15 protein-coding genes are annotated in these 18,512 nt (G+C 44.2%); 4 read left to right on the top strand and 11 right to left on the bottom strand.

What is annotated here, in order from left to right; genetic code table 11:
- Positions 1 to 8: 8 nt before the first annotated feature.
- The 6 genes from ACO05P_RS09710 to ACO05P_RS09685 are packed head-to-tail and all read right to left on the bottom strand — an operon-like array spanning position 9 to position 6,512.
- Positions 9 to 986: a deoxyhypusine synthase family protein gene (locus tag ACO05P_RS09710; RefSeq protein ID WP_210759837.1), complete on the bottom strand. Its 978-nt coding sequence runs from the start codon at positions 984 to 986 to the stop codon at positions 9 to 11.
- Positions 976 to 1,827 (bottom strand): agmatinase, encoded by an 852-nt coding sequence (gene speB, locus ACO05P_RS09705; protein WP_421750471.1) that lies wholly within the window; start codon positions 1,825 to 1,827, stop codon positions 976 to 978. Before speB ends, ACO05P_RS09710 begins: the two co-directional genes overlap by 11 nt.
- Positions 1,824 to 3,227, bottom strand: a complete 1,404-nt coding sequence (locus ACO05P_RS09700) for an arginine decarboxylase (protein ID WP_421750470.1) — start codon at positions 3,225 to 3,227, stop codon at positions 1,824 to 1,826. The genes speB and ACO05P_RS09700 overlap by 4 nt, the downstream gene beginning before the upstream one ends.
- Positions 3,228 to 3,239: 12 nt before the next feature.
- Positions 3,240 to 3,758, bottom strand: coding sequence for a ferritin (locus tag ACO05P_RS09695; RefSeq protein ID WP_421750468.1), 519 nt, complete (start codon positions 3,756 to 3,758; stop codon positions 3,240 to 3,242).
- Between the two features lie 40 nt (positions 3,759 to 3,798).
- Entirely contained in the window at positions 3,799 to 5,748 is a 1,950-nt protein-coding gene (locus ACO05P_RS09690; protein ID WP_421750466.1) for a hypothetical protein, read from the bottom strand.
- Positions 5,745 to 6,512, bottom strand: coding sequence for a hypothetical protein (locus tag ACO05P_RS09685; protein WP_421750464.1), 768 nt, complete (start codon positions 6,510 to 6,512; stop codon positions 5,745 to 5,747). The genes ACO05P_RS09690 and ACO05P_RS09685 overlap by 4 nt, the downstream gene beginning before the upstream one ends.
- Positions 6,513 to 6,625: 113 nt before the next feature.
- Here ACO05P_RS09685 and ACO05P_RS09680 point away from each other — a divergent pair, with 113 nt between their 5' ends.
- Together ACO05P_RS09680 and ACO05P_RS09675 are read left to right on the top strand one after the other, a co-directional pair.
- The gene (locus ACO05P_RS09680; protein ID WP_421750462.1) at positions 6,626 to 9,457 is read left to right on the top strand and encodes a sensor histidine kinase; all 2,832 of its coding nucleotides are present in this window, start codon (positions 6,626 to 6,628) and stop codon (positions 9,455 to 9,457) included.
- 2 nt (positions 9,458 to 9,459) lie between these two features.
- Positions 9,460 to 10,221, top strand: coding sequence for a LytR/AlgR family response regulator transcription factor (locus ACO05P_RS09675; RefSeq protein WP_421750460.1), 762 nt, complete (start codon positions 9,460 to 9,462; stop codon positions 10,219 to 10,221).
- Here ACO05P_RS09675 and purE read toward each other — a convergent pair.
- Genes purE through ACO05P_RS09660 form a run of 3 tightly spaced genes read right to left on the bottom strand, consistent with a single transcriptional unit; the run spans position 10,218 to position 12,494 of the window.
- Positions 10,218 to 10,706, bottom strand: coding sequence for a 5-(carboxyamino)imidazole ribonucleotide mutase (gene purE / locus ACO05P_RS09670; protein WP_421750458.1), 489 nt, complete (start codon positions 10,704 to 10,706; stop codon positions 10,218 to 10,220). The genes ACO05P_RS09675 and purE overlap by 4 nt on opposite strands.
- Entirely contained in the window at positions 10,703 to 11,866 is a 1,164-nt protein-coding gene (purK, locus tag ACO05P_RS09665; RefSeq protein ID WP_421750457.1) for a 5-(carboxyamino)imidazole ribonucleotide synthase, read from the bottom strand. The genes purE and purK overlap by 4 nt, the downstream gene beginning before the upstream one ends.
- Positions 11,856 to 12,494, bottom strand: a complete 639-nt coding sequence (locus tag ACO05P_RS09660) for a SprT-like domain-containing protein (RefSeq protein WP_421750455.1) — start codon at positions 12,492 to 12,494, stop codon at positions 11,856 to 11,858. The genes purK and ACO05P_RS09660 overlap by 11 nt, the downstream gene beginning before the upstream one ends.
- Before the next feature lie 155 nt (positions 12,495 to 12,649).
- Between ACO05P_RS09660 and ACO05P_RS09655 the strand changes: the two genes are divergently transcribed.
- Together ACO05P_RS09655 and ACO05P_RS09650 are read left to right on the top strand one after the other, a co-directional pair.
- Positions 12,650 to 13,396: an MlaE family ABC transporter permease gene (locus tag ACO05P_RS09655; protein ID WP_421750453.1), complete on the top strand. Its 747-nt coding sequence runs from the start codon at positions 12,650 to 12,652 to the stop codon at positions 13,394 to 13,396.
- Positions 13,396 to 14,148 carry an ABC transporter ATP-binding protein gene (locus ACO05P_RS09650; RefSeq protein WP_421750451.1) on the top strand — a complete coding sequence of 251 codons (753 nt, stop codon included), beginning with the start codon at positions 13,396 to 13,398 and terminating at the stop codon, positions 14,146 to 14,148. Before ACO05P_RS09655 ends, ACO05P_RS09650 begins: the two co-directional genes overlap by 1 nt.
- A gap of 107 nt (positions 14,149 to 14,255) precedes the next feature.
- Here ACO05P_RS09650 and ACO05P_RS09645 read toward each other — a convergent pair whose 3' ends face one another.
- Positions 14,256 to 16,295 carry a T9SS type A sorting domain-containing protein gene (locus ACO05P_RS09645; protein ID WP_421750449.1) on the bottom strand — a complete coding sequence of 680 codons (2,040 nt, stop codon included), beginning with the start codon at positions 16,293 to 16,295 and terminating at the stop codon, positions 14,256 to 14,258.
- Between the two features lie 149 nt (positions 16,296 to 16,444).
- Positions 16,445 to 18,448: a T9SS type A sorting domain-containing protein gene (locus tag ACO05P_RS09640; RefSeq protein WP_421750447.1), complete on the bottom strand. Its 2,004-nt coding sequence runs from the start codon at positions 18,446 to 18,448 to the stop codon at positions 16,445 to 16,447.
- Positions 18,449 to 18,512: the final 64 nt, after the last annotated feature.

Genomic DNA, 18,512 nt, shown 5'->3' with positions numbered 1-18,512 from the left:
TAGCTTTATTACCAGCCCAAGAGGTATGCGAAAAGCAGCGGCGCAACAATAGTTGCATCACTTTCTACAATGAATTTCGGCGTATGAATATCCAGCTTTCCCCAGGTGATTTTCTCATTGGGAACTGCTCCGGAGTAAGATCCGTAACTGGTGGTACTGTCGCTAATCTGGCAGAAATAAGACCAGAAAGGAGTATCAGTGCGTTCCATATCCTGATAAAGCATAGGTACTACGCAAATCGGGAAGTCACCGGCGATACCACCACCGATCTGGAAAAAGCCAATACCATCTGTTCCGGCATTGTCCGTATACCAATCGGCCAGGAAAGTCATGTATTCAATTCCACTCTTCATGGTTGAAGCCTTGAGCTCTCCTTTTAAGCAATAAGAAGCGAAAATGTTCCCCATGGTCGAATCTTCCCAACCTGGAACGATGATGGGCAGGTTCTTTTCTGCCGCTGCCAGCATCCAGCTGTTCTTAGGGTCGATTTCATAATACTGTTGCAATACTCCAGAGTTCAGTAGCTTATACATAAACTCATGTGGGAAATAACGCTCACCCTTTGCTTCGGCATCCTTCCAGATTTCGAAGATGTGCTTTTGCAAGCGACGGAAAGCTTCTTCTTCTGGGATGCAAGTGTCGGTTACCCGATTTAGGCCACGCTCCAATAAATCCCATTCTTCTTTAGGGGTAAGATCGCGGTAATGAGGAACACGCTCATAGTGGCTATGCGCCACTAAGTTCATTAAGTCTTCTTCGAGGTTGGCACCGGTACAAGAGATGATTTGCACTTTATCCTGACGAATTATTTCCGCAAGGCTTTTCCCTAATTCGGCGGTACTCATGGCACCAGCCAGGGTAATCATCATTTTCTTGCCTTCCGCTAAATGCTTTTCATATCCTTTTGCGGCATCTACTAGAGCTGCAGCATTAAAGTGCTTGTAATGTTCCAGCATAAACTGGCCAATGGGTCCTTTATTTTCCATCTTCGAATTGATAGCTTAAAAGTTTGTAATACAGTTTGGCGGCTAAAAAATTAGATGCCTTGTGGGCCTTTTCGGGGGCCAGCTCTACGATGTCGAAACCTACTACTTCTTTCTCGCGGAATACTCTGCGCAGGTATTTTAAGGTTTCATACCAGCCCATTCCGCCGGGTTCAGGAGTTCCGGTAGCAGCCAATATTGAAGGATCAAAAGCATCCAGATCAATGGTTAGATAAACCTTATCGGTGAGGCGTGCGATGGATTCATCCATCCAGCGATCATGTCCCCACATTTCGTGAGCATAAAAGCAATTGCCTTCTTGTACATATTGTTTTTCATCTGCATCCATGCTGCGAATGCCTACCTGCACCAAATTGCAATTCTGACTGGCATCATAAACCGCACAAGCATGGTTGTAGGGGCTACCATGGTAATCCGGACGCAAGTCTGCGTGAGCATCAATCTGTAGTACGCTCAAATTATCATGATGCTCGTAAAAAGCCTTAATAACCCCGATACTAATGCTATGCTCACCACCAAAGAAGCTGAGGTACTTGCCTGTTTTTAGGAGTTCCTGAGTCTTTTTGTAAACGGTTTCAAATACGGCTTCCGGACTGGAGTCTTCGCGGATGGGATCCAGGATATGCACTCCTTGTTTATAGACTTCCGAATCGGTTTCGATATCGTAAAGCTCCATATTGTCGGTAGCATCCAAGAAGGATTCGAAGCCTTGGTCGGCACCTTTGCCCCAGGTGCTGGTTCCATCATAAGGGATGGATTGTAATAGAATACGGGCTTTAGTGTAATCGCCCCATTCGTCTTCTACACCGGCGTAAATTCTCATTTGTAACCTAATAGTTTAAACATTTCCTCGGCCGACTGCTCATTGCGATATACAAAGTCGACAATATTGCCTTTCTCATCCCGATCAATAATCACATGCTTGGGAGAGGGGATCAGGCAATGCTTAATACCACCGTAACCTGAAATGGCATCCTGGTAGGCACCGGTATGGAAGAAACCAATGTAGAGGGGTTCTTCATCATTATCGTCGTAGGTAGGTAATAAAACCTCCTGGTTTAGTTCGTCGGAATTATAGTAGTCCGAGTGATCACAGCTGATTCCGCCAATATTCACCCTTTGGTATTCGTGATCCCATTTATTAATGGGAAGTAGGATAAACTTTTCGTGAATACTCCAGGCATCAGGGATGGTGTTCATCAAACTGTTGTTGATGATATACCAGCTTTCCGTATCGTTCTGTTTCTTTTGTTCCAGCACTTTAAAAATGATGGCGCCGGATTCACCTACGGTATATTTCCCAAATTCGGTGAAGATATTGGGATGAGGAACTTCCTCAGCATCACAGGCATCGCTGATATTTTGTACGATCTCACGAATCATGTATTCATAGTCGTACTCAAAACCCAGGTTGTTGCGAATTGGGAAACCCCCACCCAAATTGAAGTGGGTAAGGCCTTCAGCTCTTTTCTTGAGCTCTGTATAAAGTTTAATCGCCCGTTTAAATTCACCCCAATAATAGAGGCTGTCTTTAATGCCTGAATCCACAAAGAAGTGCAGCATTTTAAGCTCAACCTGAGGATTGTCCTTGATGTGATTCTCGTAAAAATCCAGCATTTCATTATGTCGAATGCCTAAACGAGATGTGTAGTAGCTCGATTGCGGCTCCTCATTTATGGCCATCCGCAGACCGATCTTAATTTTATTATCACCAGCGAACTTCATTAATCGCTCCAACTCCGTCATGCTATCCAATACCACAATGATATTCTCAAAACCGAGCTCATGCATTTTTACGATCTTCTGAAGATAGTCGTCGGTTTTATAGCCATTGTTTACGATGTAGCGATCCTTCGTGAATTTCCCCTCCTTATATAAGTTTAAGATAAGGTCGATGTCGAAAGAAGATGAGGTTTCGAGATTTACATTATGCTTGAGGGCCTCACTAACCACATGGGAAAAGTGATTACACTTGGTGCAATAACAGAATTGATACTCGCCTCGGAAGGAGGAGCGCTTGATGGCTCGATTAAATAGGTTGCGCGCTTTTTTGATCTGATCGCCAATTTTAGGCAAATAGATAAAACGGAAAGGGGTTCCGTATTTGTCAATCAGGTGCTTAAGCGAAATTCCGTGGAAGGTGAGTTGATCATCACGCAAATCAAAACCTTCCTGGGGAAAATAATACGTCTGATCGATCAGATCAAAGTAGGTGTTTTTCATTTACCGTTCGGCTTATTTAGGGTTGTCTTTAGCTGCAGTTTCTACGGTGAGCTGCTTAATATCGCGGTCAAATAAATAGAGTCCGCCTTTATCGTTACCTATCAAATTAATTTTATCCAAAATAGTTCGAGCCACAGCTTCTTCTTCGATTTGCTCTGCCACATACCATTGTAAAAAGTTGTGGGTGGCATAGTCCTTTTCCTCTAAGGCAATATGGACTAATTCATTGATGCTTGCTGATACTTTTAATTCGTGCTCGAAGAGCTCCTGGAACATGTCTTTAAAAGTCCCAAAGTCGGATTTTGGCGCATTTAGATCCGAAACCACGGCATGTCCACCACGCTCATTTACGAATTTAACCAGCTTTAACATGTGCAATCTTTCCTCATCCGATTGTTCGTACATAAAAGAGGCAACCCCTTCTAAACCTTGCACTTCGGCCCAGGAGGCCATGGCTAAATATACTTGAGAGGAGATGGCCTCCACCTGAATTTGCTTGTTAAGCGCTGAGGCTAATTTTTCTGAAAGCATGCGTAAATTTTTAGCAAATATCGCATCTGCACGTGGTTTCTTAAAATGAATAATGCAATTGCAATTTAAGCTCTATTTGAGCATTAGAATAATAAATATCATCGGCATAAGCAAGTTTGATTTCCGCTTGCCAATTTCTGGACTGCCAACGACTGTACACAGAAAGCCTAAAGCTTTGTCCACGAAAGGCAGGAATGGAAAAACTTTGAAGCAGATTCGGTTCATAGTCATAGAAAACGGCATTGGAAAAAGGATCATTAACTACTGCCAGGCAAATACGAATGCGCCAGGCATTTTTTTGATAGCTCCATTGTTGGCTCATAAAGCTGGCCGGAAAAGCTAGCTTCTCCGGCTGTAAGTAGAATTGTAATGTGCTGCGTTTGCTCCAGCCGGCTCCGATTTTGTTTTTGAAAAGGACGCGAACTTGCCAATGCTCCATTTTGGATTTTTGAAGGCCTGGTTCATTTTTTAGTAGAGCAGCATCCCATTTTTCATCCCATTGATTTCGGATTCGGATTTCCAGGATTTGTGAATTGTGACGGCGCCACTCTTGAATCAGACTTATGCGCCTTCCGGCAGATGGGCCGTCTATTTGATAGCGAGGCCAAGGGAACTGGTAGTAGTCAATTTCAATGAGGCTGCGTAATTGGTAATTCCAATGCGCTTCAATTTGTTGCAAAATCCCAAATTCTCCTGCGCTGCCACTTCGGGCTCGGGCATCGCTCCAAAAGCTTTGATACTCGGGTTGAAATTTCCGCCATTGTTGCTTTAACCGCAATCGCTCCAGGCATTTTCGCTCCCAGCCCAAGACAAAAGCCCAGTTGGCCTCCGGGTCCAAGGCTAGCTCTCCGAAGAAGTGAAATTGTTGCCAGAGCATTTGCCCCGCCATAGCATAAGCCTGATGGCTTTTTCCACTTGGTCTATGTTTTTCACTTAAGTTCTCGGGCGAAACCAGGGGGATCGCAAAATAATGTTGGTGATGAAGTACACTCAGATCAAAATTTCGCCCTTCATATTGAACAGCCAGGCCCAGGGATTTTAACAGGACCTGATCTTTATACTTCAGTTCCTTTTCATTTCGATGATAACCATCGCTTCGAATACGGGCTTTCACAGCATCGGGTTCGGGCTCTTTACTGGCATCTAATTCGCGAAAGGAAACAAAGGCCTTGCTTTTCCAGGCACCAGTCTGGTAGCTAGTGGCAATTCCACGGAAAAATCGTTGTTCTTCGCTGCCCGCATAGGCACTTATTCCCCGGGCGTAGCGGGCAAATGCCTGATCGAAGCCTGTAGTATTGAATGCGGAGCCGGACCATAAACTCAATCCTTGACCGAAACTAAAATGATAGTCGCCCAAAATTAACTGGCTTAGTTTAGTGGGCCCTTGGTATTGCAAGAAGCCGGCTATATGATCATATCCATACGGCAGTTGCCAGGCTTCGCCTGGATCTTTTTGCAAGTTCAATCCCAGGGAAAGCCCTTCCTGGCTTTGGGTTCTGTAAATAAGTCTACTTTCAAGTGGATCACCGAGGTAGGCATTATTTTTCGTTTCTAAATTCCTACTATTAATTTGCCAGCGCCAAGCCATTTGATGTTCTCGAAAGGATCGAAGACTTTGCCAATTTAAGGGCTGTGGTTTCGCTTGAGTTTTAAAGCTTAAAAAGGGAAGGAGTGCAGAAACTCGATTTTTATCAAAGCCTTTAATTAAGGTGAGTTCTGCAGCGGAGAGTAATGCACCGTATCGTTGGCGGTATTGCATTAGATTATGAACCTGGAAAACGTTGAACAAACCAGTTTCCATGAGTTTTTGTCGATCCCAAAGATTGATTTCTATCGGGCTATGCTTCCAGTTCTGCAATTGATTGGCCCATTGTTCCAGATGGGATGGGTTTTGCTCGCTTAAGGAGCTTTGCTCAATTTGACTTTCCCAAAGATTTTGGGCGCACAAGAACTTGCTAAGAAGCAAAAGTATTGCAAGTGGGAACTTCATAAATAGCAATAGCTTAAGCTGATTTGCTGCCCTGGTCCCAAAGCTTTTTGCCATTGAAATCCTAAGTCGAGAAGCCAGGCCTTCCATCGGAAACCAAGGCCTGCTCGGTAATCAGGATCCTGCCTAAGTTTAAATCCTTGTCTTAGAAAGAGCCAGTTCTTCAAGGAGTACTCTAGGCCAATGGCGCCATAGCCCGCATTATCTTGGGCTAGACTCAATCCAAAAAGTAAACTCAAATTATCCGAACCTCGAAATCGCATTTGACTTTCCAAACCAAGCTTTGCTGCCTTGGGTCGAGCCTGGATTTGTAAACGATTAGCCCATTGCCAATTTTCATGAGGATGGTAGTTCCAAAATAAATTTCCCCCGAGGTCGAATTCCTTATCTTGTTCAATAATCTGTTTTTGCTGGAGTTCTAAGCTTATTCCCAAAGCCATTTTTGTGTTTAAATCCAATCCAAAGCTTAGGGCCAGTAATTGCTCTCGGTATTTAATGGGTCCCCATTGATGAACCAGTATTCCGAAACGTTTTTGATTTTTGGAAAGGCCATAACTGAGGCCCATTTCGTTTAAGTCTGCCAAACCCGGCCATATTTTAGTATGCAGGCCCACCCTTTGTTTGGGGTTTAAAGGATTTGCTGGGTTGACTACCCTCAATACCTGGGGCCCCAGGAGGTTTAAGTCGGCTAATGCCAAGCTTGACGCCTGATAGGATTGAGCGCAAATGCCCTTTGATATTAGAAGGATGGCAAATAGAAATCGCATGGATCAAATCTAGATGCAGGTCCGGGCATTAATGCGATAACAAACGTTTACTAATCCGTTTTAAACGCTTGGCTAAATTTGGTTTAATTCGGCATTGGCAATACCTTTCGCAGATGGCCCGCGCGCACTATTACCTTTTGCTCTTTTTGATGAGCTGCCTTTTCGAACTAAGGGCACAAGAAGCTGCATTCGAGCGCATTGGGCTTGAAGAGGGTTTGCCTACCCTCGCTATAACAGATATGGCTCAAGGGCCGCAAGGCTTCATTTGGATGGCAAGTGAAGGAGCCGGCTTACTGCGCTATGACGGATATCGTTTCGTGAATTTTGGCCTCAATGACTTTCCTTTAATCAATCAGGTCGTTTGCAGTTTTCGGGGAGAGCGTCTCTATATTCAGGATGGTCGGCGTTTGGCAGAATTTCAAGGAAAGGACTTTAAGCTTATATCCCTCCCCGAAGGTGCTCAGGTTTTGGATATCGCCGATTTTAAAGGTCAACTTTATGTTGCCCTATCTAAAGGTTTATATCACTGGGATGGGGACTCCCTCATGTACCATTCAGAATTACCTAAAGACTTTAAGAGTTTGGGGCAAATTGAGGATCAATTGGTACTTAGCACCAGTGATGCTCTCTACATCTGGCAGGAAGCCTGGCAACCTTTGGATAGTAGTGCCTATATAAGCCTGGCTCGTGGTAAAGCCGATTTTTATATGGCTCGTGGTCTGCTACATGATTTAAAGGGAGCCCCCCTGGGACCGGCCAATCAAAAGGGAGATAGCATTAGATTTGCCCTCGGTAGTTCCTCTTTTAATGCCTTTGTGGATCAGCAAAATGTTTATCTCCAAAGTCGAAATGAATCTGAAGGAACAGGATTTTATACGATCGATTATCAGGCCTATTTCAATGCCTCAGAGATTAAGAATATTTACAGCTTTCAAAGTTTAATTCTCCTAAGTACCAGCCGGGGAATCTTCAAAATGCAAAGTCCATTTTTTCAGGAGTTCAGCCGAAAGCTGCCGCTACTGAATCTATCGGTGGACGAGAACAAAGTTTTTTTGGGAACACCGTTTGGATTGGAGGAGTGGCCTTATCAAAAAGTAATTTCCTTAAAGGGACTGGTCCTGGCTTCTTTGGTGCAAGGCGATACCATTTACATCGCTACTGAGGCCGGTTTGTATTATAAAATTGAAGGTCAGGCAAGCATTCATTCTACTCCTATTGACGGCTTTGTGTTTAGCCTGGCCAAGGGTAATGGTGAAGTTTGGGCTGCAGGAAGCACGGGTATTTGGCGTTTTAAAGAGGGGGAATGGCAAAAGCTACGCAGCGATGAAGATTTGGGCTTTGCCAGCATTTTTTCAATTCAGTATCACCCGCAAGATGGTTTTTGGTTTGCATCGTATACCCAGGGACTTTGGCATTTTAACTCGGGTAATTGGCAGCACTTTCCGGAATTAGCGGGAGTGAAAATCGACAGTATTGGAATCAGTGCCATTCAGCCTATGTCTGATAAAAGACTAGCGGTAGGCACTATTAGTAATGGCCTCTATATTATTGATCAAAAGACCTCCCAGGCCCAATACTTTGGCCTTAAGGATTTGGAATTCGCGGAGATTCGTGCCTTCGCCCTAAGTGAAGAAGAGTTGTGGATTGGGACTAATAAAGGTTTGGTCAGTTTAGCGGACCTCAGGGAAAGTCAAAAGGCTGGTGAGTCGGCTCAAATTCATTTCTTCGGTCCACCTATTAATGGAGGAGCCTTAAAAGAGAATGAGGGGAAGCTTTATGCGGCGGGCGAAGAAGGCTTGTTTATTTGGGATTATAAGCGCTTCAGGCAATATCACGAACCCGGCGTTTTAGCTCTTCTGGAAGCGGAATTGTTAAGAGAGGAAAATGCTGCGGATTTAAAGGTTTGGCCAACGGAGGCTTTCAGTGGATTAAGGGAGTTCTCCGAATTGGATCACGATCAAAATTACCTGCGTTTTCGCTATGGCTTGCGAAGCATATTGTTGCCCGAGCTAATTCAGTATCGTTATCGTTTAATAGGACAAAGTGAAAATTGGACCTATGCCGGTACCCGTCGTGAGGCTCTCTTTAGCGATTTAAAGGCTGGACGTTATACGCTGGAGGTAGAGTCGCGTTATCCTTGGCAGGACTGGGCTTTGAGTGCAAAACCCTATGTTTTTGTGGTTAAAGAAGCGGTGTGGCGAACCTGGTGGTTCTGGTCCTTAATTGTGCTGGCTGTCTTAGGTCTGGCATATATTTATTTACGCGATCGTTGGCAAAGACGGGAGGAACGTTTGCGTTTGGAGAATGACTTATTGGAGATGGAACGCAAAGCTTTGCGCTTGCAAATGAACCCACATTTTATTTTTAATGCCCTTGATAGTATTTCGAGTTTTATCTTCAAGAAGGATCCGAAGATGGCGGTTCGCTACCTTAATAATTTCGCAAAATTGATGAGGTTAACCCTTGAATCATCAATGGAGCATATTCACCCCGTGGAAACGGAGGTTTCGGTTTTGAAGAACTATCTTGAATTAGAAAAATTGCGCTTCAATAATAAGTTTGATTATGAAATTGAAGTGGACGAGGAACTGGACTATGATATTGGCTTACCGCCAATGTTAATCCAACCCCATGTAGAAAACGCGATCTTGCACGGGCTTAAGCCCAAAGAAGGAAAAGGCTTTTTACAGATCAGCTTTAAGCTGGATGAAAAACTCCTTTGTTGCACGATTGAGGACGATGGCATAGGAAGAGAAAAGGCCAAAGATTTGCCTAATAAAAAAGCACATCGCAGCATGGCCACTCAAATTAATAAGGATCGGATCGATCTCCTGAAGCGATCCATTGACGAGGTGATTGATTTAAAAATCATAGATAAATACAACCAACAAGGGGAGGCTTGTGGCACTAAGGTGATCATTCGTTTACCCGCACAAGAACTATAAATATGCTCAGAGCAGTTATTATCGACGACGAACAGAATTCGCGCGAAGCCTTAATAGGTAAGCTGGATTTATTTTGCCCTGAATTGGAAATAGCCGGACAAGGGGGCTCCGTGCAAGAGGGTTTGGATCTCTTAGATCAGGAAGAGGTAGATGTTCTTTTCCTGGATATTGATCTGGCCGGCGAAAGTGGCTTTGATCTTTTAAATGGCCTTACGGCGGATGAAGCTAAAAAACATCCCGCTGTAATTTTCATTACCGCCCATGATGAATTCGCCATACAAGCGATTAAATTTAGTGCACTTGATTATCTCCTAAAGCCTGTAGATCCGGAGGAACTGGTAAAGGCTGTTCGGAAAGTGGAAAATGAAAAGGGCCTACCTAAAAAAGCCAGTAATTTTAATGTGCTGGTAGAAAATATCCGTCAGGCTTCTGATTCGCCAAAGAAAATTGTGGTACCTACCTCTGATGGTATGCATGTAATTCGATTGACCGATATTATCCGTTTGGAGAGCAGCTCAAATTACACCACTTTCTTTCTGAATGGACAAAAGAATCTCCTGGCATCCAAAACCTTAAAGGAGTTTGATATGATGCTGGAAGGCTACAATTTCCTGCGCATCCACAAATCCCATTTAGTGAATGTGAACTACCTTAAGAAGTATGTGCAAACCGATGGTGGCTACCTAATCCTGGAGGATGGCAGTCGCATACCGGTGGCCAATCGTAAGAAGGAACAGTTAATGACTCTTCTAAAGAATCTCTAGGAATTTAGCTTTTCGCGAGAAGCGATCACTTTGGCTTTTAAGCCTTCCTTATAATCGATGATATTTTGAAGAACCTCCGGAACATGGCTGCCTACGATTTGGGCGGCTAGAATTCCGGCGTTCTTTGCTCCGTCCAGAGCCACTGTTGCTACCGGAACGCCGCCGGGCATTTGCAAGATTGATAGTACTGAATCCCAGCCATCAATAGAGTTGCGACTCTTAACGGGTACGCCAATTACCGGAAGGGGACTCATCGAAGCAACCATGCCTGGTAAGTGGGCAGCACCCCCCGCACCGGCGATAATAACCTTGATGCCTTTTTCATGAGCGGTCTTGGCAAAGTCGAACATGATTTCAGGAGTACGGTGCGCCGAAACGATATTTACTTCGGCCTCTACACCTAATTCTTTAAGTACATCCAGGGCTTCTTGCATAACGGGCAGATCACTCTGGCTACCCATGATTACACTTACTACGGCGCTCATTGACTGATAACTTTAATTTTGTCTTTAACGATACGGGCTTTGGCGCGGGCCGCTTCCAAATCGGGATCAATAATGGTTACATGACCCATTTTTCGAAAAGGGCGGGTTTCGGCTTTTCCATAGAGGTGAACATAAACACCGCTCAGAGCCATAATTTCTTCAATGCCCTCATAGTAAACGGGGCCAGTGTGATTTTCTTCACCCACTAAATTTACCATTACCGCAGGTTGAATGGTTTCGGTTGAACCTAAAGGCAGGTTTAATATGGCTCGTAAATGTTGCTCAAATTGTGAGCTTACATTGCCTTCTATGCTGAGGTGGCCTGAATTATGTACACGTGGTGCTACCTCATTAATTAGGATCATTCCGTCCTTAGTCAGGAACATTTCTACCGCCAAGATGCCTACAATGCCCAGCTTTTCAGCAACCATACGGGCTAAGTCCTGGGCTTTATCGCTGATTGATTTTTCAACATTTCCCGGGCTAAATACATATTCAACCAGATTAGCTTCGGGGTGGAAGTCCATTTCTACGGTAGGGAAGGAGCGGCATTCGCCATTTGCTGAACGCGCTACCACTACCGCCAGTTCTTTCTCAAAAGGGACCAAGCTTTCGGCTAGGCATGGAACATCGGGTAATGCCTCCAGATCTGTTTCTTTTCGAATCATGGCTACACCACGACCATCAAAACCACCAGTGCTTTGTTTCCAAACAAATGGATAGGGAACCTGCTGTTTGCTAATGGCTTCCACTAAACCGGCTTTGCCTTCGAAACTGATGAAATCGGCGGTAGGAATCAGGTTTTCCTTATAGAAGTTCTTTTGACGGATCTTACTTTGGATCAACTGAATGATATGGGGCTGAGGATAAACTTTTTTGCCTTCTTCTTCCAGTTTTTGCAGGGCCTCAACGCTTACATTTTCTATTTCGATGGTCAGCACATCGCAATTTTGTCCGAATTGATAAACGGTATCAAAATCTGTAAGTGAACCTACGGTGAATTCATTGCTTCCTAATCGGCAGGGAGCGACTTCACTGGGGTCTAAAACAGAAGTTCCTATATCTAATCTACGGGTTTCTTGCAGCAGCATTTTTCCAAGCTGTCCGCCGCCTACAATTCCTATTCTGAAATCTGAAGAGTAATAGTTCTTAGTGTTCATTTGTTTCCTTCCAAATCCCGACTTCTGCCAGGGGGTGTACCATAAACTGACGACCGCTTTTAACCTCGTCACATTTGTAGCGCTTTCGGCTTTTAGGACCTTTCTTAAAGATGCGGCCATTGAGCACGAAAATTGCGCCGGGTTCTAAATCTTCGACAAAGGTACGAGCCTCTGTGGATTCTTGTTGATCGAATTCTTTCAGTACGCGTAAGAGCTGATGATCGGTGGCAGAGCTGGCATGGCCACGAGCGAGACTGGCTCTAAATGCTCGTTCCAGTTTAAGAGGAAAGACCTTGGCGTCTAAAAAGGGAGTACCGATTTCCCGAAAGCAAAATTGCCATTCTTCGCCGTGGGCTTTAATCTTTTGTCCAAATTTATCGAAAGCCACCAGGTGGGCGTATTCGTGAAGGAGCGTAATCAGAAAGGCATAGGGATTAAGATCACCATTTACTGAGATGCGATGTGCCTGTCCTTTTTGTGGATAGCGGTAATCGCCAAATTTAGTTTTGCGAGGCTTGCTAACCTTTAGCTGCAAGGGATAGCGATCCAACAAGGGACGGAGTAGCTCTAAACTGCCTGTGGGCAGATATTTATTGAGGGCCGCAAAAGGATCCGGTCCTTTCTTCATCGAAGCTCAGTTTTACCCGGACAATTGCAAGGCTCCAATCCTCTGCAGGCGGTAAATGCCAAACAAAGCAGGAGGGCAATCAAGAAGGGGAGTTTTCGTAAAATGCCTTTCTTCATAATAAGAGCTCGGAGCAAAATTACTCTTATTTTCGCGATATGTTTTTCAACAAGTGGATTGAGTCTTTAGGGAAATACATGGTGCTTTTGGGTCGCACTTTTCGTCGACCTGAGAATGGCAAGATGTATTACAAAGCCTTTTTGAGTGATCTGGATTTACTAGGCATAAACTCCTTGGGAATTGTAGCGGTGATTTCCTTATTCGTGGGAGCGGTTGTAACCATCCAAACGGCCTTTAATCTTGATGATCCACTGATTCCTGATTATTATATAGCTATTGCTACTCGCGAGAGTATCGTTTTAGAATTTTCACCTACTATTATAAGCTTGATTTTAGCAGGTAAGGTGGGCTCCAATATTGCTTCTACCTTGGGTAGTATGCGCGTTTCCGAGCAGATTGATGCCCTGGAGGTAATGGGCGTGAACCCTGCCTCCTATTTAATTGCACCCAAAATTGCGGCCCTGGCTTTCTTCAATCCAATTTTAATCATCATCAGTATGGCCCTGGGATTGGTGGGTGGTTATTTGGCTTCTATTGGAGGGGTGATGTCGGCAGAGGATTATATCTACGGACTTACGGTCGACTTTAATGCTTATCACATCACCTATGCTTTAATAAAAACCTTTGTGTTTGCATTTCTGATTGTAAGTATAAGTGCCTATTTCGGATATTATGTTCGAGGTGGTGCGATAGAGGTGGGGATCAATGCTACTAAGGCGGTAGTGAGCAGCTCCGTGGCTATTATTGTAAGTAACTATATGCTAACCCAAGTATTACTGGTCTAATGATCGAAGTAAAGGAGATACGTAAGTCTTTTGGGGAGCATGAAGTGCTCAAGGGTATTGATGCCTCCTTTTACAAAGGGAAGACGAATTTAATTATTGGTCAGAGTGGATCCGGGAAAACGGTATTCCTTAAATCCTTGGTAGGCTTACATGATATCGATTCGGGAGAGATAGAATACGATGGATCGGCCTTAGGAGATTTAAATCGCAAGGATCGCAAAAGCTTACGGACCGAAATGGGAATGGTATTTCAAGGTAATGCCTTGTTTGACTCCTTAACCATAGAGGAGAATGTAACCTTTGCTCTGAGTATGTTTAGCGGGATGTCGGCGGCAGAGAAAAAGGATCGGGCAGACTTCTGTTTGGAACGCGTGAATTTACCTGGCGTCAATCAAAAATTCCCATCCGAATTATCGGGAGGTATGCAAAAGCGGGTGGCGATTGCACGGGCGATTAGTATGAATCCGAAGTACCTCTTTTGCGATGAACCAAACTCAGGTTTGGATCCCAAAACGGCGATTGTAATTGATCAGCTTTTACAGGAGATTACGCAGGAGTTCGAGATGACTACGGTTATCAATACCCATGATATGAACTCAGTAATTGAGATTGGGGATCATATCATTTTCATTAAAGATGGCAAGAAGGCCTGGCAGGGAACAGGTGAAGAGATTCTTAGTACGGACAATGCCGAGATTGTAGATTTCGTGTACAGTTCGGAGCTCTTCAAAAAAATTCGCCGCAAGGTTTAATTCATATCGAGCCTCAACCAGGCTTTGAATCCTATCATATTACTGTAAAAATAAAAAGCCGTCTCGGTTTGACCGAGACGGCTTTCTGAATCTAAAGCTTCTTCAGATTATTGAACCTGAAGTTTGATGGTTTTGTTTAAACCTTCGCCTTCAATTTGAAGAAGGTAAACACCAGGCTTCAAGTCGTTGAAGTTGAATTCGCGACGCTCGTTTTCGTTCACGGTTACTTCATCGCTGTAGTGTACACGACCTACCATGTCGATCAGGTTTAAAGAGTAGGTACCACCTTGGTGGAATGCTACAGAACCTTCGCCATTGGTTGGGTTAGGATACACGCTGAAGCGGTTGATATCATTTTCAGAGATGCTTACGTCGTAACGTGGCGCATCAGCAACAGCTAAACGGATAATTGGAGCTTCGAAAGTAGTAGAGTTCAAGAAGCCACCGAACCAGTCACCATCGCCAGTTTGGAAGATAGCAGACTCTGAAGGCTGGAAGTACTGAGCGCTGTTAGCGATACGTACAACACCGTCGGTTGCATTAGGGAAGAAGTTTACTACCACAAAGTAAGTTCCGGTAGGAACGCTTAAGGGAAGGTCAACTTCAGTCCAGTTACCATTGTCATAAACGCTGTCTACAGTGCTGAATGGGAAACGGATCAAACCACCGATAGAGTTAGCATTTAAGGTATAGGTACGAGTGAAAATTGGAGTTGTTCCAGCTGGGAAACCAGCGTTGAAAGCAAAACCAGCAGTATCGAATAAACTGATTTCAAGGTCGGCAGTAGAGTCAGTACGAGTAGATAAGTAAATATCTACACCGTCTAAGAATACTAATCCAGAACCGGTGCTGTCAGAATCTTCGTTTTCTAAAGCGTAACGAGTACCGGCTGCTACCATATCACCTACAGCACTAGTGGTACCGAAGAAGTTGTCGATAGTACCCCAATCTACACCGTAACCATTTTCACGAACGCTAAAGTTCACTGTGTCAGTAGCATTGGTAGTAGATACTGAAAGGCTATCTGAAGTAATCTTGTAGATGAAAGTATACTCATCAACACCAGGAGGAGTCCAGGTTGGAGTAGTTAAGGTGTTAAAGTCTAAGGTGTCCAACATAGGTAAAGAAGCACCGGCAGGAGAGCTAACAGTAGTTACAAGACCACCATTACCGTCGTAGATCTCAACTTCTAACTTAATGTTAGTTTGAGTTACAGAACCGTAGTTGTATACGTTAGCATCGAAATTGATAGAAACAATTTGATCGTCATTCATAACACCGTATTTGGTGTAAGAAGGGTCTCCGTTAAAGGTGATATCCTGGGGAGGAGCACCATTAAACTCAGTAAAACGGAAAGCGTTTTCTGGAAGTGAACGCAATTCGATATCGTCTAACATCCAGTAGTAGTAACCGGTTCCGTTAACGTTACCAGGCTTGTTACCAGCATAGATAAACTGGATCATAGCTTGAGACTCACCACCAATGTAACCCGAAACGTTAAAAGTTTCTACGCCATCAACTTCTGAATCTTCGTTTACTTCAAGATCATCGTATAACTCGATGGTGTCATTCCAGGTTTGACCAGCGTCTTTACTGAAAGCAATGAAGTAACGGCTGAAGAACTGACGAGCATAAGAATTGATTCTTAATTCTACTGCAGTCTCACCGCTAAGGTCGATGGTGTCGGTAAGTAAACGACCGATGTGTGGAGCAGGAGCTGCACCACTTCCAGGATTGGTTTGACTTCCTGCATTATCCAAGAAATCAGAATCGAAAATTACGAATCCATTACCGGCTGAAGGGCTTACGATGGGACCAGTACCTTGGGCCCAGGCTCCACGAGAACCGGTAGTGTTGCTAGGAGTAGTACCTGGTCCACGGTATTCCCAAGCAGAAAGCGCAGTGCTTCCGTTTTGTTGCCAATTAGCTGGGATGCCATTAGAGAAGTCTTCGCTCCAGAAAGTAGTAGTCGTAGCTGCACTCTCGATTTGAGAGTTCTGGTTGTACCCGCGGTACTCCCGATTTAGCTCTTGTTTTTCAATAAGAGCCGGCTTAATCGCCATTGGGGCTTTGTTTCCTTGACTCTGAGCCAGAAGGCTACCTGAGCCGATAAGAACGGAGCCCAAAAGGATAGCTGCTTTTTTCATACTATAGTTTATAGGGATTTAAACCACAATATTAGCGGGAAGCGCCAGCCTTTGCTTGTCATTAATTGCCCTTTATCGCCAGAAGGGGCAATAAAAAATCCCGATCTGCAGGATGCAAACCGGGATTTTAAATCTTAAGACTTGTGTTCTTACTTCACAGTAAGCTTCACAGTTTTATTCAAACGATCGCCTTTCACATTTACCATGTAAACACCCATTGGGTACTGGCTCATGTCGAATTCGATAGTTTCATTGGCATTTACATTCTCTTCGATAGAGATAATGCGGCTGCCCGTCATGTCTAATACTTCGATGCTATAGTTTCCACCTTCTGCAAATTCCATTTTGGTAGCACCTGCAGTTGGATTAGGATACATAGTGAAAGCATCAAAATTTTCTTCTTCTAAACCTTGACCAGGCTGGTACTCAGCTACGTTCAAACGTAAGAAGGTTCCTTCGTGTACGTCAGAAGTAAATCCACCATACCAGTTACCGTCAGCTAACTGCATTACAGTAGCGTATCCAGGCTGATCGAAAGAAGCGTCATTCGCGATACGAATTACACCACCACTGGCATTAGGGAAGAAGTTGATGATCATCAAGTAAGGCTGAGCTGGTAATACTAATGGGTTACCGTTAGCATCATTCAAGTCGAAGTAAGCGTTAGTTCCAACCAATGAACCATTCAAGGTGAATGATTTACGGAATGCAGCAGTAGCTCCGGCTGGGAATCCAGCGTTGAAAGCAAATCCAGTAGTGTCGTAGAATGCAATCTCGATATCGGCAGTAGAGTCAGTTAATGCGCTCAACATGATATCTAAACCATCGATGTAGATTAATCCTGATCCAGGGTTGTTAGGATCTTCGTTAGTCAAGTCATACATCGCACCCATAGCAATGATCTCTGGGTTCGCTGAGTTCGTACCTACATAGTTGTCTACCACATTACGGTCTGGAGAGTAAAGGGTGTTGTTTACGTAGAATGCGAAAGTATCAGTAGCGGTAGTGGTAGCGCTGCTGATGCTGTCAGAAACAGCTTTCCATACTAATAAGTAACTAGCTTCTTGTGCTGGAGGAGTCCAGGTAGGAGTAGTTAAATTAGTGTAGTCGCAAGTGTCACCTGAAGCTAAGTTGGCGCAACCAGGAGCACTAATGGTAGTTACTAAGCTAGGGGTACCGGTTACATCCCAAATTTCTACTTCTAAAGTAGCGTTGGTTTGAGTTTGAGTACCGTAGTTGATGAAGTTACCATCAAAGTTTACAGGAACGATTTGATTTACGTTCATGATACCATACTTAGGATATTCAGCACCATTGTTGTTGTAAATCATATCTTGGGGTGGAGCACCGTTCCAAGCAGTGAAAGTAAACTGATTAGCTGGAGGCGTGCGTAATTCGATATCGTCGATCATCCAGAAGTAGTAACCATTACCGTTGGTATTACCAGGAGTACCGTCGAAAATGAACTGCATTACCACCTGAGATTGACCACCGATGATAGAAGATACATTGGCTTGGGCAAGGGCATTGTCTGCAGTAGCACCGTTTACTGGAACCACAGCGTCGCCATAGAATTCAATAGTATCAGTGTAAGTAGCACCACCGTCAATGGAGAAAGCTACATACCAGTTAGAATAGAATCGACGCGCATACATTTCGAAAGCTAATTCGATATTGCTGTAGCTAGAGCAATCGATGGTGTCGGTAATTAAACGACCAACGTGAGGTGCAGGAGCGGTTCCTGAAGCAAAGTTGGTAGTGTTTGCATTGTCCAGATAATCGGAATCAAAGATCATAAACCCGTTAGCCACTGTACTGGAGGCGATAGGAGTATTTGTAGGAGGGGTATTGTTAATTCCTGAATAATACCCACGAGATCCAGTAGCATTACTAGGGGTAGTGCTAGGACCGCGGTATTCCCACTGAGCGGTGGCTGGAGTACCGTTTTGGCTCCAGTCGGCTGGAATGCCATTGGCGAAATCTTCACTCCAAATGGTAGTGGAGGCGCTGGACTCGATATTCTGAGCCGAGCGTTTTACATGCTTAACTGGAGCTTCGTTAGGCTCAATAGTAGGTTCAACTTGAGGAACCCCTTGAGCATTTACAGCCATAGCAGCAGTTAAGCTAAGAAATAGGATAGCTGTTTTCTTCATGTTCTTGAATTAAGGGTTATAACGTATTAACACTAGGGTAACAAAAATAACAAACAAATGGTTT

The organism is Croceimicrobium sp. (assembly GCF_965228705.1).
Lineage (GTDB): Bacteria > Bacteroidota > Bacteroidia > Flavobacteriales > Schleiferiaceae > Croceimicrobium.
This window is presented reverse-complemented; position numbering and strand designations above follow the sequence as displayed.